The organism is Bacillus sp. OV166 (assembly GCF_900177675.1).
Taxonomy (GTDB): Bacteria; Bacillota; Bacilli; order Bacillales; family Cytobacillaceae; genus Neobacillus.
Window position 1 is genome coordinate 4,303,388 of record NZ_FXWM01000001.1, and the last position, 13,878, is coordinate 4,317,265.

General features: G+C 37.3%; 14 protein-coding genes. 6 read left to right on the top strand and 8 right to left on the bottom strand.

Going from position 1 to position 13,878, the window contains the following annotated elements:
* Positions 1–142: 142 nt before the first annotated feature.
* The 6 genes from CCK98_RS21055 to CCK98_RS21075 form a co-directional block, all read right to left on the bottom strand.
* On the bottom strand, positions 143–1,141 hold the full coding sequence (locus CCK98_RS21055) for an IS1595 family transposase (protein WP_088088374.1): 999 nt from the start codon (positions 1,139–1,141) through the stop codon (positions 143–145).
* A 471-nt stretch (positions 1,142–1,612) separates the two neighbouring features.
* Positions 1,613–6,094 carry a LysM peptidoglycan-binding domain-containing protein gene (locus CCK98_RS21060; protein WP_088088375.1) on the bottom strand — a complete coding sequence of 1,494 codons (4,482 nt, stop codon included), beginning with the start codon at positions 6,092–6,094 and terminating at the stop codon, positions 1,613–1,615.
* 392 nt (positions 6,095–6,486) lie between these two features.
* Positions 6,487–6,816 (bottom strand): hypothetical protein, encoded by a 330-nt coding sequence (locus CCK98_RS21065; RefSeq protein ID WP_088088376.1) that lies wholly within the window; start codon positions 6,814–6,816, stop codon positions 6,487–6,489.
* Between the two features lie 166 nt (positions 6,817–6,982).
* Positions 6,983–7,156: a hypothetical protein gene (locus CCK98_RS35550; protein WP_179195885.1), complete on the bottom strand. Its 174-nt coding sequence runs from the start codon at positions 7,154–7,156 to the stop codon at positions 6,983–6,985.
* A 247-nt stretch (positions 7,157–7,403) separates the two neighbouring features.
* Positions 7,404–7,553, bottom strand: coding sequence for a hypothetical protein (locus CCK98_RS36480; protein ID WP_256942427.1), 150 nt, complete (start codon positions 7,551–7,553; stop codon positions 7,404–7,406).
* A gap of 17 nt (positions 7,554–7,570) precedes the next feature.
* Complete coding sequence (locus CCK98_RS21075) at positions 7,571–7,930, bottom strand: hypothetical protein (protein WP_088088377.1); 360 nt, start codon at positions 7,928–7,930, stop codon at positions 7,571–7,573.
* A gap of 148 nt (positions 7,931–8,078) precedes the next feature.
* Between CCK98_RS21075 and CCK98_RS21080 the strand changes: the two genes are divergently transcribed.
* The 4 genes from CCK98_RS21080 to CCK98_RS21100 all read left to right on the top strand — a co-directional run bounded on the left by CCK98_RS21080 (position 8,079) and on the right by CCK98_RS21100 (position 11,122).
* On the top strand, positions 8,079–8,561 hold the full coding sequence (locus tag CCK98_RS21080) for a DUF4367 domain-containing protein (RefSeq protein ID WP_142292189.1): 483 nt from the start codon (positions 8,079–8,081) through the stop codon (positions 8,559–8,561).
* A 130-nt stretch (positions 8,562–8,691) separates the two neighbouring features.
* Positions 8,692–9,450 (top strand): hypothetical protein, encoded by a 759-nt coding sequence (locus CCK98_RS21085; protein ID WP_088088378.1) that lies wholly within the window; start codon positions 8,692–8,694, stop codon positions 9,448–9,450.
* A gap of 16 nt (positions 9,451–9,466) precedes the next feature.
* On the top strand, positions 9,467–10,333 hold the full coding sequence (locus CCK98_RS37095; protein ID WP_256942428.1) for a DUF3888 domain-containing protein: 867 nt from the start codon (positions 9,467–9,469) through the stop codon (positions 10,331–10,333).
* A gap of 192 nt (positions 10,334–10,525) precedes the next feature.
* Entirely contained in the window at positions 10,526–11,122 is a 597-nt protein-coding gene (locus CCK98_RS21100; RefSeq protein WP_088088379.1) for a hypothetical protein, read from the top strand.
* A gap of 41 nt (positions 11,123–11,163) precedes the next feature.
* On the opposite strand, the gene CCK98_RS21105 is transcribed toward CCK98_RS21100, so the two are convergent.
* Positions 11,164–12,039 (bottom strand): processed acidic surface protein, encoded by an 876-nt coding sequence (locus CCK98_RS21105; RefSeq protein WP_088088380.1) that lies wholly within the window; start codon positions 12,037–12,039, stop codon positions 11,164–11,166.
* A 271-nt stretch (positions 12,040–12,310) separates the two neighbouring features.
* Here CCK98_RS21105 and CCK98_RS21110 point away from each other — a divergent pair, with 271 nt between their 5' ends.
* Both CCK98_RS21110 and CCK98_RS21115 read left to right on the top strand, forming a co-directional pair.
* Positions 12,311–12,568, top strand: coding sequence for a hypothetical protein (locus CCK98_RS21110; RefSeq protein ID WP_088088381.1), 258 nt, complete (start codon positions 12,311–12,313; stop codon positions 12,566–12,568).
* A gap of 8 nt (positions 12,569–12,576) precedes the next feature.
* Entirely contained in the window at positions 12,577–13,125 is a 549-nt protein-coding gene (locus CCK98_RS21115) for a DUF3888 domain-containing protein (protein WP_088088382.1), read from the top strand.
* A 23-nt stretch (positions 13,126–13,148) separates the two neighbouring features.
* Here CCK98_RS21115 and CCK98_RS21120 read toward each other — a convergent pair whose 3' ends face one another.
* Positions 13,149–13,862 carry a hypothetical protein gene (locus CCK98_RS21120; protein ID WP_088088383.1) on the bottom strand — a complete coding sequence of 238 codons (714 nt, stop codon included), beginning with the start codon at positions 13,860–13,862 and terminating at the stop codon, positions 13,149–13,151.
* Positions 13,863–13,878: the final 16 nt, after the last annotated feature.

A 13,878-nucleotide genomic window follows, 5' to 3' on the forward strand; every position in this document is an offset into this window, starting at 1 on the left:
CTAAAAAGGAAATTCGAGAATGTTGTATGGATTGTAATACTTCTGTCATTATCAATAATTTTCTGGTGGTTTCTAGTTTCTTTCATTGGCAAAATGTAAACTGAATATATATCAAAAACTTGACCTCTTTTGAGGTCTTTTATTATGCACTTCTCAACATCTGAACAGTTGTCAAACTTGACTTTTGACACGCCAAAATAAGCATTCGTTCTACTTGTTTTTCAAATGCTAAGTTTTTGCCTAAGTCTAGCCACCGGAACCAATATAGGTAATTATCCAAATATTTCGTGGCTACACCTTGAAATCGTACCATCCACTTTTTTAAACGGTTATGAAAATTGTTAACGTGCTGAATGTGATAAATTCCTTTCTTTACTCGTTGCTTCTGTCTTTCATTAACAGATTCGTGCTGCAACTTTTTCATCTTTGCAAATTTCTTATAGTTAGTGGCGGTATCAGTACATAACAAAGAAGATGGATGAATATATCCACCAATCACCTCTTCAGCTTTAACACGCCCTGTACCTGCTTTGCGGGCAATCACATTTCCATTTCGGTCCTGGGCAACTACCACCGCAATTTTCTGATTTGAAATCCCTCTTTTTTCATCTTTTTCGCCACGTTTTTTCGCTTTTCTATGAGTGATTTCTTTGCCTTTCATCGATTCTCGAAAGAAGGTTTCATCACTTTCAACAATTCCTGCTAACTGGTTAAATCCGTGAATTCCTAAAGCGTTCAATATTTTATGTCTCCAATAAAATGCGGTTGAAATATGGATTTCTAGGCGTTCAGCGATTTTAGGAAGAGTAAAACCTTCAATCATCATTTCTATATACTGGACCCATTTCTCAGGATAATGAGAGCCAGCAAAAGGCGTGTTTGTCATATCGTTGAATGTTTTGCCGCAATCCTTACAAAGATAACGTTGCCTTGAACGATATTTACCGTTTCGTTTGACCGAAACACTGCCGCAATGGACACAAGCCATCCCAGCAGAGAACCTACTTTCACGAATGTCTTTCAATAGCTTTTTGATTTTGTCAGGTTCACTTGGAAATAAATCGTGTTTCATCGCTTCAAACAATGCCATTTGTTCTGATTCGGATAATTTACTGAACTCTTCATAGATGTCTAACCACATATTTCAACGCCTCCAAGAGCACATTATATCAACATTTTATAAAGTGCTCAAGAAAGCAACAATTTATGCGAAAACAGCCTTAAAAAAAGACAAAATAAATTTCTGAATTCCTATTTACACTTTATAGGTCAAGTTGGACATAAAAGAGATTTTGTTTATTCATAAAAAAGATCGTTTTCTTAACGATCTTTTCTAACTAAGCACCCGTTAGCACAATAAGAAAAGGAGCAGCCGCAGCCACTCCTTTGTTCGAGTCTTGCCCCGACTTAATAAGAAATATCGTTTCTTTTCCAAAAGGACCTTCTTTATTGAAAAATGTACCGTTAGTTCAGTAAAACTAACTAAATTTGCTTAATCAACTTAAAGTATCGGCTTCATCAATATGTGCAATCCAGGTTAATTTCCAAGGATTATCCCCTTTCTTAAAGTAAGTAATAAAATACGTTTTATTACTTCAATCAAATTCCAAACCTATGGTAATGCTGTCTCCTTGCCCACCATGCCAGCAAACGCATCCCAGAATTCTGGAACTTCTTGGTCCACTCCCCAGTTTCCGGTGCCTTTTATGCCGTATTTCTTAATGAGATCCATTTTAGCACGAATAGATTGTTCGTTTTCGAACCAAACTGTGTAGGTCCCTGGAACAAGGTTTCTTCCGTATACACTAATAGTTGCATCACCTTCTTTAATAGTGAAGACTGCTTTTGGAGTTTGGCTTGCTTCATCAAATGTGACAGAACCATTGTATAGCGCTACTGCTTGTTTTATCTGTTGATTAGATATACCATATCCGCCAGAAGATGCTCCTTCTTTCCAATACCTTCCATAGTGTCCAATTCCAAGGACAATCTTTTCTTTTGGGACTCCTTGTTTTAATGCATATTGGATGGAACGCTCTACCCAACCAATGCTTGCTAATGGACCGGGAGGACTACCAGAATAGCTTTCATCGTAAGCCATGATCATCAGGTAATCGGAATGTAATCCTAAGTTTGCATAGTCATAAGAGCCTTGCCAACCAGATTTCCAACCACTTGGATTTGCTGCAACAGCTGTTGACACTTCTTTTCCTGCTGGCAGCTTTTCTCGAAGTAAACGGACAAAATCGGTATATTCATCTCGATATTGATCGGTTACATTTTCTATATCCACATTGATACCATCTAGATTGTATAGTTCAATGGTATCTGCAAGTTGTTGTGCTAATTTTTCGCGATTTTCCAAAGAACTTTCTCCTACTGCACGATTCCAATGGTTACTTACAAACGGCACTACCCTTATTCCATTTTCATGCATAGAAGCTATGAAATGTCTGTCCACTTGAGAAGTCAATTTCAAGGTTCCATCTGCGTTTAAGTCAAAATACGTTGGGGAAACGACATTAATCGTACCGTTTGTTTGTTTGACTGTATCCGAGAAAAATTTAGAATCTCCGAAGTACAAATAACCCATATTAAAAGCTTGTTCTTCTGATATTACAGACACTTCCACTCCTGCATTGGTTGGAATCATCAGATTTTGCCCAACATAGATATTCGATGACGTTAGTCTATTTAGCTTGGTTATAGAATCAATAGAAGTGCCAAATAAGTTTGCAATCTTCCAAAGGGTATCACCGGAACCTGTAACATAGCTCGTTAATCCGATACTCTTTGGTTTACTTTTATTTTCAGCGTTGTCTATCTGTTGGACAGATATAAATGGGTTATTTTTTATAAATGGGCTAATGTCAAAGGTTCCATTGAAATTCCCGTCCGCACCAGATATCAAAGTTTGTTTTATCATTTCTGAACCAGATTGACCAGCTAGAGTAACCTGTACCTTCGAGTTGGGCTCGGCACTTCCTTGTATGGTATAGCTAAAAGTTGTTCCATTATTTTTCACCTGACTTGTCGTTATGACTGGTACATTCGCTACTGTATCTTTAACTATGGTGTATGTTTTTGCTTCACTTTCATTCCCTGAAGCATCTTTTTGACTAACCCGTAGTGACAACTTGCCATCAGATATTTTCAAAAGGTTCACTGGAATATCGTACACACCGTCTACTACAAGCGTAGTGTCTGTGATTGTTTCAGTTCCATTGGATATTTCAAGGTGAATGATACCCCCGTTTTCTGGACTTGTACCAGTAATGTGGTAGGCATCCGCATTATACTGATTTACAATCCCATCATTGGCAGCATCAAAAGTAAATGTATTAGGCGCTTGTGTATCCTTTATTACAGTTTCACGAATTTCCTTACCGATATTTCCATGTTCATCCTTTGTTGTAAGGTTTACGCTCAGTGGACCATCTGCTAAAGTCGAGAGGTTCATTGTTAACATAAAATTACCTTGACCATCTGCTTTTACATTATTCAACACCGTTTTTGTACCGTCAGTGACCTTAATCGATATCGTACTATTCGGTTCTGATTTTCCGCTTATTTCATAGGATGACTCGGAAGCTTGTGAAATGACCGGTAGATCTGCTAGTTCTAATATTGTAGGACCTTTCAAATCCGCATTAAATATCTTTGTTGATTCCTGACTTTTATTTCCTACTGCGTCAATCTGATTTACGGTTAACGAAATCTTTTCACCCTTTAACGCACGCAAATCTGTTTTTAAAGTGTAAGCACCTAACGAATCTGCCTTACCATCAAAGGTAACCATATTTCCCGATTCGTCTTTAAAGATGGCATGGACAACAGCCTGCGGCTCTGCCGTACCACTGATGGTGTAAGCTCCAACGTTTTCACTTCTTAGTAAGCTTAGCTCACCTATAGTAGGTGCCCCAACAGTTGTATCTTTTTGAACGATAGCAGTGGACATCGTACTTCTGTTTCCTGCTTGATCAATTTGATAAGCGTTAATGGTTAATGCCTTATTATTAAGCCCTGATAAATCAAAGGTTGATTGAAACCTACCATCCTGCCCCGCTTGAAGTTCCTTGTTTACAGGGCTATTGATTCCATCGGATATCGAAATGATTACCTTTGCATTTGGTTCTACAGTCCCTTTTACAAGATAAGCTGATGCGGTTGCCAGGTTAACGTATGCTACATTTGTTAGTGCTGGTGGATTTGCCTTTGTGTCTTTTGTTATGCTGGATGTCCTCTCCGGACCTGCATTTCCTGCCCGGTCTATACTAATAGCTTTAATCTTAACTGGTCCATCTTTTAGGGATGCTAAAGCGATTGTCCCATTATAATTCCCTTTGTTATCTGCAGAGAATTGAACTGCTCTTTCGTTTGTACCATCGCTTACTCTAACTTCCATAGTGGCTTTCGGCTCGGTTGTTCCTGAAATAGTAAAACCATTTTGGTTTGTTGAACTTATAAAGCTTGGAACAGTCAAAGTTGGAGTGATTGGCGCAATCGTATCAATGGAACCGTTCGTAGAGAGCATAGAACTTTCATTACCAACTTGATCATTTGCTTTCAATTGAATCGATACGGACCCATCAGATAATAATGTTAGATTAAATGTTTGATTAAAAACACCTTGGCTATTTGTGGTCATTACACCTTTAACTTCATGATTGGAAGCGTCCTTGAATGTAACATTAACCTTGCTGTTTGGCTCTGCCCTACCGGTCAATGGATAGCTTCCCTTATTTGTTCCATTAATTATAGTCGGACTGGTAAGTATCGGTTGTGTTGGTCCAACAATGTCTTTAATAATCGTGACTTGTCTTTCAGAGCTTTTATTCCCAGCCTTATCCTGGGCAATTGCCCTAATTATAACCGTTCCATCCTTTAATGCTGAAGTGTTTGTAGCAATTTGGAACTTTCCGGTTCCATCAGCAGTTGTATTAAGAGATACTGTATTTGTCCCGTCAGTTAAGGTTAAAAAAACGGTCGCTCCAGTCTCAGCTGCCCCTGTTATTGTATAAGCCGCAACATTATTTTTGGTAATATTAGCATTAGTAATGATGGTAGGAACTGTTGGTGCGGTCGTATCAGCAGGTGGATGATGAGCCTGGATCTGCACTGGGATTGTTAGTCGTTGCCCAACATTGATGATATCTGTCGTTAATTTGTTTGCGGTTTTAATTGCCGTAACTGTCGTTCCATATTTTCTGGAAATGCCAGCTAATGTATCCCCAGATACAACCGTATAAGCAATGTTTTGTGTATTCTCGGATGGAGCCGGTTTAGATGATGGAATTTGCAGCTTTTGTCCAACATTGATACTAGCGGAAGTTAATTTATTTAATTGTATAATAGCATCCACAGTCGTATTAAACTTTTTTGAGATTAGATATAAAGTATCTCCTGGTACCACTGTATACGCTTGATAATTTCCTGTTGTAGGAGCTGTCGGCACTGGGGGCGCTGTTGTAACCGCTGACTCAACCGGGAGTGGCACCCTTAATTTCTGCCCAATATAAACCGTATTTGACGTTAGCTTATTCGCAGACCGAAGATGATCTACCGTAATGTTATAGCGTTTGGCAATAACAAAAAGGGTATCCCCTGAAACAGCTGTATATGTATAAAACGGCAGTTTTAAACTTTGACCGACATATAAAACATCTGTTTTTAAACCATTAAGTTCCTTCATTATACTAATAGTAGTATTAAATTGAGTGGCAATTTTATTAAGTGTATCCCCGCTTTTAACCTGATAGGTTGTGTTAGGCAGGGTTTGTCCCGTATATGCTTGAGCTCTGTTTTCTAATTCAAGAAGTGAAAATGAACCAAGCAGCATTGTTCCTACCATAACTTTAACGGTATTTACTTTTAGGGTTGGAAACCTTGATTTAATATATTGAAGAGCCTCATTACGGACAACTTGTTTAAGGTCTCTTTTAACTCCCAACTCTCTTGCAAATTCAGTTAGAAAATCATTATTATATCCCGGATCTCCAAAACCTCCCAACTCCGCTATCTGTTGGTCATCTAGATATAACACTAATGTTAGTTGGTCATCTTCGGTCACAATACGAAAACCTTCAAAATTCATAAACTCACCCCTTCAACAGTAATTCTTCATCATTATTGTTTGAATTTTGGTTAAAAAAATGTATAAGAAATTTTACATAAAATCAATCAGGAATTGTACACCAATACTTTAACAGCACAAAGGTATTTTATTGGAGGTAGTGAAACACTGACATAATTGAGGATTTGAAAAATGGTTGAGTGATAGGATGAATATATCGTTGATATAACCTAGGAAGTGTGCATATTGGAACGCTCTTGCTTTATACAGTTAAAGAAATAGATGGAATATGGAAATTACAATTTTTCACAATCTAAAAGCAGGGCTTTATGCCGGGAAAATTTTTTGCGGGTTGGAGTCAACTGCAAAGCTGTCCTCCGAGGGGATAATTTGGGAGTTCGGAGGGAGGGCTACTATTCCTTTGTAATTTCTATAAAGACTTTCTTTTGTTTTTCTGGAATTTCGTCCATATTTTTGTACTTAATAATTTTTCCGGTTTGATAATTGAGGATCGTATATCCGCTTTCTCCGATAAGATAAACCATCGGCTTCACTTCTTTATATTTATAGACATTCTCTTCAGGAATTTCTTGAGTTTCAACATTAGCTAACGTCATTGTTTCTCCTGACAAAATCTGATACGTTCCATCGCCATAAATTTCCACCGTATCTTTTCCAGGCGGGTATTTATAATCATTAGAACAACCAGAAATAATTGTAATAAGGGATATGATAAGAACCATTAGCATACATTTCTTGATTTACAACATTCTTTTCCATTGGTAATGTGCCTTTTAGTAAAGCAGCTGACTCTCTAATAGCGCTCGGGTAAGTATAACAAGATGGTTTATCCAGAAAAGTAAACCCAAAGAGCAAAGGTACCAATCAAAACAGGGATAAGAGCAGTTATCAATAGAATGATTTTTCTGCTATTTTTGTAAAAAGCGCTAAATCCCAATCCCGAAACCATCTCCACTTTTCAAGTTCCTTTTGATGTTCCTCATCGGAATATTTAAATAAAACATAAGGAAAGAATGCTACTCCAGGGATGAAAAACAATAGTCCAATGACAAGGGTGCTCATTTTTCCATTTCCTTTTTGCCTACAAATTGAATCGTAACGCCATCCACCTTTTTATCCATTTCGTAAGTTTCAGAAGATTTATCATAAAACACTTTCAGGTTCTCATCATTTATCCATTCGACGGAAAATTCCTTATCTGATCGGAATGTGTTTCCTGATTCATTTTGTAATTTTTCATCTTTATTTAAAATGGATAATTGGGGGGAAAGTCCCGTCGTTGCACCACAATTTCTTTCGAAGACATATGCTACATTTTTAGCATTTGGAGAAGGAATTTTTGTTTAATGTCGTTTCCACAAATATCCCCAAATAATGCATCCAGCGCAAACTTACCTGCCGTAAATACAGCCGCTATAACGAATATGGTAATTAATAACGGTTTTAGCTTATTCCGCATGAATTTTGCCCACCTTATCAGCCCCAGCCGAAACCCAGTTTGCCTTCATTCATCTTGGTTCCGTTCCATTCCAAAATTCCTTCGCCTGCTTCAATGCCTTGCTCTTCCATTTCCTTTTTATAAAATTTAATGAGCTTATCGCGTTTTTCGTTGTCTGGTGGTAAATCTACAGTCAGTGACGTAACGTATGGACCGCCTTCCTCCTCAATCCGTTCTGATTCATCCAGGATACCAATTACATTGACCTTTAGCGCACCCAGTTCGTAAAGTTTTTCAACAAATTTGATGGCATTAGCTGTTTCGCCAAACCGATCACTTGCTAAAGCTGATGGATTTTTGTTAGTGGTTAGCCATTCCAAGGCTTCAAATGTTTTCATCAATTTTACTCCTTCGGTATGATTATTCCGATTTTACTATATGTATAATTTCCCCGTAACTTCAAATAATAATTCATTTAATGTTTCATAATCCTTTTATCAAAAAAATGCACTAATATCAGATACTTAATTTGAATTGAGGTAAAGTATGAAAATCCCTATTCGTTTAACCATTGCCGTAATTTTGTTCATCTGTAGTCCAATGACAATTATTGCTAAAGAAATTAAGTATAATCACAACAGCAAAACCATTGCAGAAATAAAGAAAGAAGTTGATTTTAACATATTAACTCCAAAGAAAATTCCTGATGATTGGACGTTAGATACCAAAACATCCCCCTGGATCATGCTGCATTATATGGACAGTAAGGACACCAAGCTAATGGTCGCTATTCATTTGAGAAGAGGGTTTCCATTATCGAATGACGATTTTCCTCATGCTCAGAAAGTCGATATTAATGGAAACAAAGGTTATTTTCAGGCATGGGTAGATAATGGAAACGTGGACAAGACCGGAAACACCATTACTGGCGGTTTACTTAATTGGGTACAAGATGATACTTATGTAGAAATGAGTAGTTCCAGATTATCAAAAGAAAAAATGTTAGAAATTGCAAGGTCGATGAAATAGCTTCATTAAATATTAGAAATGCTGGAGGTGATTTTGTTGGCTTCAGTTTTGCCAATAATATTGGGCTTACTGTTGGTTTCATATGCTCTTTATACGCGAAAAAAGAAGTAGGTTGAAAGGGGGCACTTTTATGAAGTTTTTGATTATTTTCATCCTGATGTTTGCAGGGTATTTTACACCGATACCATCAGCTAAGGCAAATTTCCCTTTTGTAACACACGACGTCGATTTTATTGAAGTAAACCGCTCCTCCGGTGGATCCCGCGTATTTAAGGACACCGATGGTTATGAAGAAGTCGTCATCAATAAAGTTGTGAATTGGATTAATTCAGCAAGTTCTGCAAAAGGAACAACTGAGCCAGAAAATCAAAAAACACCAATCGCTGTATTAAAAATACAAATGAAAAACGGTGATGTTTCAATTATCCAACCCGCTTACAACTGTGTTTCTGAAAATAAAACAAAAAAATGCGTGCTAGCCGATGGTGAGGTGATTTTGACCCGGAATAATAAAAATATTAGATTGAAATCGATTGAACTATTTGATTGGCTCCTAGTTGGTTGGAAATATGAAAATGTGGGAGCCTCTAAGGAAGAATTGCTTGATGAAACCTTATATACACGATACTTCAACTATCTCGACAAATCGTATGATGATTTTTTCATGTGCCCCAAAATAGATAAAATCGAAAGAATAAACGGCGATGGAAGAAGACATGTCATTCACATGAGTGCGTTAAATTATTCAGGGCATCATGCTGGACCGCTTCATAGAATTCATATCACGTTGACGGATACACCTGAAAACGACGTAAAAGTTAATAACATTACAATCCAAAAAAATATCTCCGGAAAAGAAGGACGCATTCAGTGTAGACGGGAGAAATGAATTTGGGAGTGATTTTATGTTGAAATTTTCGACCGCATTGCTAGCGCTATTTTTCTCTTGTATAGGTGTAGCACATGCTCAAACAACCACAGAAGTATCCTACCCATGCAGTGTTGTTCTTCATTCGGTTAAAAGTATTTCCAGCGCTCAAGGAACTGCTTTAATCACAAAAGTTAAAAAGCCTTATACCTCTTCACCATCAAGCCCAATTAGAGAACGTCAAAGTGTGGGGATTTATGCAGATTGGCTTCCTTCGCCTTCGTCATTTGGACATTATGATCAATACGAAGGATTCTCCCAAATACCCGGTGAAATCAGTTGGCGATTTAAGATGTATCCTGTTAAAGAGCATAATCTAAGCTGGTTTGGTGGAAACCCATGGGTCGGTAAGTTTGATGAGATATCTGCAAAAATTCCTAAAAATGCAATTGTCGAGGTTCGACCCTCCAACTCAAAAACAGAGAAATTGGGTCCTGCTATATTGCAGAATACTTTACAAGGGTGTAAGCCATGCACTGCACCAACATCATCTGTTCCGGCAGCCAAGCAAACTCAAGATTCAGAAAAACTTCGGTTACAGGATATGCTCATGAACATGCTCACTCCTTATATCAGAGAAGATCTGCAAAAATATTATTATCCGAAGATCTTTAAGGATTTTGGACCTCAAGTAAGTCCATGGAATATTGAAGTGATTGAAACAAGAAGAGTAAATGGCTTTCGTGGCTTATTATTGGAAATTACATTTGAAATTGAGCCTTACGATGGTGAACACCACGTTCGGGTTGGCAAGGACCGAATGACCTATCTAGTTACTTTTGGACCCACAGTTAAATTGATAAATCACACGCACTTAAAGATCTATAAATACCCTCCCGAATAACAAAAAATTAGGCTGAAAATGTTTCCATATAAATAGTTCGTTTTCTTAATTCAAATAATAATACTGATGCATTTATGAAAGAAGTTAGTGAACCCGTTACATAAAGGAATGGGGTTTATTTCTTCATTTGATAAATCCATGTAAAAAAAATGTGTGGTAAAAATAGGAATAAAACCTTTTACGGAGGATTCTATGATTTGGTTTTTACTGCTAGTCGTTCTGTTTGCTTTTTTGATGGGAGTTTTCCAGGTTCCCATCTGGCTCATGTATGGCATATTGATTGTCGTGTTTATTTATTTCTTGTTTCGAAACCCGCTTTTATTTGGAAAAGATGCCGAAAGGATGATGGCGTACTTAAAAAAATCCAAAGCTCCACATTTGCAATTTCTTTATCAATTTCTTCAAGGGGATCTATCGGCATCAGAACAAGCGATGGAGAAAATCCGTTCCAAAAAGGCGAAACGAAACTCCGAATCAATGCTCTTAATCGAGCGAAAACAATACGGAAAAGCAAAAGAGCTTCTTTCTCTAATGGGCGAACATAAGACAAAGTGGTACGCTTTGGCGGATATCGCGATTAATGAAGACGACGTAGAAGCTTTCAAACAAAATAAAGCAAAGATAAAAGATACCTTCTTTTTAAACATATTGGATGTCGATCAAGCCGTTTATGATGGGAAAAAGGAAGAGGCGCTTACACTTCTCGATAACATGATTCCTAAGCTTAGAGGTTATAAATTACTGACAGCCGTCCAGCATCGAAAGCAAATAATTGAAGGAAGAGTCTGACCGAATGAAATTGCCCCTCTCAAAAGAGAAGGGCTTTTACATTATTTTAATTGTTGTGCATCTTCATATTTTTCCTCGTGCATATGGTCGACATAATCATCTGAAATCTCACCTAAGTGCAACATGTCTTCCCCTTCTTCAAGACCTTCCAGGGATTCAAAATATTCTTTAGGAATGTTAAAATCGATTAGAAGCTCCCCTGAATTGCTATACACACTAGCTGATAAATTGCCTGGAGGTTCTTGCATTTTCAATAAATCCTTTAACGTAACAGCCTGTCCATCAGCTTTCAAATTCACCTTTACTTCATAAAGCGAAATGATTTCCTCCAATATTTGAACCATTTCATCTAGGTCTTGATCGCTTAATTGGGAAGGGTCCTCTACATTCGCTAATTTTTCCCAGAGCGTATCGTTTGTTGCGATTTGGTCGAGCTGGTCTTTATTTTTTTCTTCCACTTCAGCTAAATAATTGAAAAATCTCTCCGATTCTTCTTCTGTTATGCCGAATTCTGCTAATCCCTTTTCGGCTTCCGCCATGAAATCATCATAATTGACATAGAATTCGACTGCTGCATCCAAATCCTCGCTAAATTTATATTCATTTTTGGAGTCACCAAAATGGTCCATGAGATCATTAAATTCCTTCTCTGTCAGACCATATTTCGTTAACATCTCCTGAAAATTTGTCGAGTTAATAGGGGTTCCCAAAATTTCCTTAAGCTCTTCCACTGTACTGAAATCATCCAAAGGAATTTCATAGTAATCAAGGTAGTCCAGTAAGTCCTGTTTTGTCCATCCAATTCCAGCCAAATATTGGTTTAATTCATTTTCCGGTGGAGCTGCTTGCGCTGCTGGAACATTGAACAGGAATGGAAATGAAAGCAAACAAACCAGCATAGCCTTAATGTAGACCATTGGAAACCTCCTTTAATTTTGGTGCCTTAATATTTTTCCCACATGGACTTTTATTAGGAAATGCAAATAATTCCTCATCCTATGGAGATTTATCTATAGTTGTATATTTCACATATATTTACCATAGCTGAAATTACTTATAAAACTGATCTTTTTGCCTTGGTAGCAATGATGGAGTCATTTGTTACAAAAGAATGGCAATCATCAAGATTTTGAATTGAGGAAAAATAATAAAAGGCATTTGAGGCACTACAATGGTGGTGAGATATTAATGAAAAAGTTAGTAATAATAATCCTGGTCTTTTCAGGACTTTTCCTCCCGATTCAACTAGTACAGGCAAATGTCCACATGAAATGGGATGATGTTGCTTCTATGCAAATATACCGCACTTCTGGCGGAACGCGTATTTTCAATGAAAATGATGGTATTGAATCATTTGTTATCAAAAAGGTGATTGAATGGATTAACACAGCAAGCACTGTAAAAGAAACATCGGATTTAGTTAAAAAACTCCGATTGCCGTCTTAAAAATAAAAATGAAGAACGTTGATGTTGCTATAGTAGAACCTGCTTATGACTGCTATGTTCAAAATCAAAAAAAATTTTGTACGCTGGCAGATGGTGTTGTCATCCTCACCCAAAATGATCAAAAGATTCGATTGAAATCAGTTGAGCTTTTTGATTGGCTTCTGACAGGGTGGAAACATGAAAGTACCGCGCCACCTCAGGATACGAAAGAAATGATGGTCAATGATATCTTAATGCTTTTACTAGGACCAGAAATAGATAAAGCGGTAAGCAATTACTATTCCAAATATTTCACTGAAACCTCAATGGTGTATCCTTACGAAGTTGAAATCGAAAAGGTAGAAAGAATTGGTGGATTCCGTACTTTTCATTTTTTAATCACATTAGAAGTTACACCAGTGTTTGGAGCTCATAACCCAATAGGAAAAGACAGATTGACTTTTGAAATTGCTCCAACTATAATTCCTAGTCAAATCAAGTTAAAGAATTTTGAGCATCTCGAATCATATGAGCTCCCTCCACATTTTCAAGACTTAATTCAACCAAAAAGACAATAAAAAACTCGCTACTTGGCGAGTTTTTATGGTTCAGGCACAGCCTGTTTAAATGTAATTGACTGAGCGATATACCTTTTTCCACCCCATCTATATTTAATTTTCAAATGACCAAGAAGCCCACCTACAACGGCATCATTTCGATCTACATATGCACCTACAATTCCAATTAATGTTCCTTTTTCAATGGTATATTCCATTGTCTCAACGCTAAAGTGCGGAGTGCGCGGGTTAACGAAATGATACTTGGATAAATTGATTTTATGTTCCTTCTTACCTGCAAGAATCGTTACCACATTCCCTTTTTGATCTATTTTGGCAAGGCGATTTAGTGTTTCACTAACCGGTTCGACCGGCACTTCTTTAAATAGTAAATCGTTCATTTGGTTTAGAATATGAATATCTTTATTTGGCTTTCCAAGTCCTGCTCTATCATTGTTCAACACGACCACAACATCTTTTTGCTTGTCACTGCTTATATCTACAAAATATAAAGCTGAATCATATTTACCGTGATACCAATCGGGAAAATGATAAAGAACATCTTGACCTTGTTCGCCGACTTGAACCGAGAAATTTTCATAGTCCATCCAGCTTTTTTTATCTGCTAATAAGTAAATTCTCATATCCGCTCTATCGATTGGCACACTGTTTAGAACCACGCGGTCAATTGCATATGTTCTCCCATGCGGGATAAACAACAAAAGTAATAAGCAGCTGGTTGAAATTTTCTTTACCACGCTTTCGCTCCTTTTG

What these genes read in the sequence shown, in the direction of transcription:
- CCK98_RS21055 (WP_088088374.1), bottom strand. Translation starts at nt 1,141, where the DNA reads ATGTGGTTAGACATCTATGAAGAGTTCAGTAAATTATCCGAATCAGAA.
- CCK98_RS21060 (WP_088088375.1), bottom strand. Translation starts at nt 6,094, where the DNA reads ATGAATTTTGAAGGTTTTCGTATTGTGACCGAAGATGACCAACTAACA.
- CCK98_RS21065 (WP_088088376.1), bottom strand. Translation starts at nt 6,816, where the DNA reads ATGGTTCTTATCATATCCCTTATTACAATTATTTCTGGTTGTTCTAAT.
- CCK98_RS35550 (WP_179195885.1), bottom strand. Translation starts at nt 7,156, where the DNA reads ATGAGCACCCTTGTCATTGGACTATTGTTTTTCATCCCTGGAGTAGCA.
- CCK98_RS36480 (WP_256942427.1), bottom strand. Translation starts at nt 7,553, where the DNA reads ATGCGGAATAAGCTAAAACCGTTATTAATTACCATATTCGTTATAGCG.
- CCK98_RS21075 (WP_088088377.1), bottom strand. Translation starts at nt 7,930, where the DNA reads ATGAAAACATTTGAAGCCTTGGAATGGCTAACCACTAACAAAAATCCA.
- CCK98_RS21080 (WP_142292189.1), top strand. Translation starts at nt 8,079, where the DNA reads ATGAAAATCCCTATTCGTTTAACCATTGCCGTAATTTTGTTCATCTGT.
- CCK98_RS21085 (WP_088088378.1), top strand. Translation starts at nt 8,692, where the DNA reads ATGAAGTTTTTGATTATTTTCATCCTGATGTTTGCAGGGTATTTTACA.
- CCK98_RS37095 (WP_256942428.1), top strand. Translation starts at nt 9,467, where the DNA reads ATGTTGAAATTTTCGACCGCATTGCTAGCGCTATTTTTCTCTTGTATA.
- CCK98_RS21100 (WP_088088379.1), top strand. Translation starts at nt 10,526, where the DNA reads ATGATTTGGTTTTTACTGCTAGTCGTTCTGTTTGCTTTTTTGATGGGA.
- CCK98_RS21105 (WP_088088380.1), bottom strand. Translation starts at nt 12,039, where the DNA reads ATGGTCTACATTAAGGCTATGCTGGTTTGTTTGCTTTCATTTCCATTC.
- CCK98_RS21110 (WP_088088381.1), top strand. Translation starts at nt 12,311, where the DNA reads ATGAAAAAGTTAGTAATAATAATCCTGGTCTTTTCAGGACTTTTCCTC.
- CCK98_RS21115 (WP_088088382.1), top strand. Translation starts at nt 12,577, where the DNA reads ATGAAGAACGTTGATGTTGCTATAGTAGAACCTGCTTATGACTGCTAT.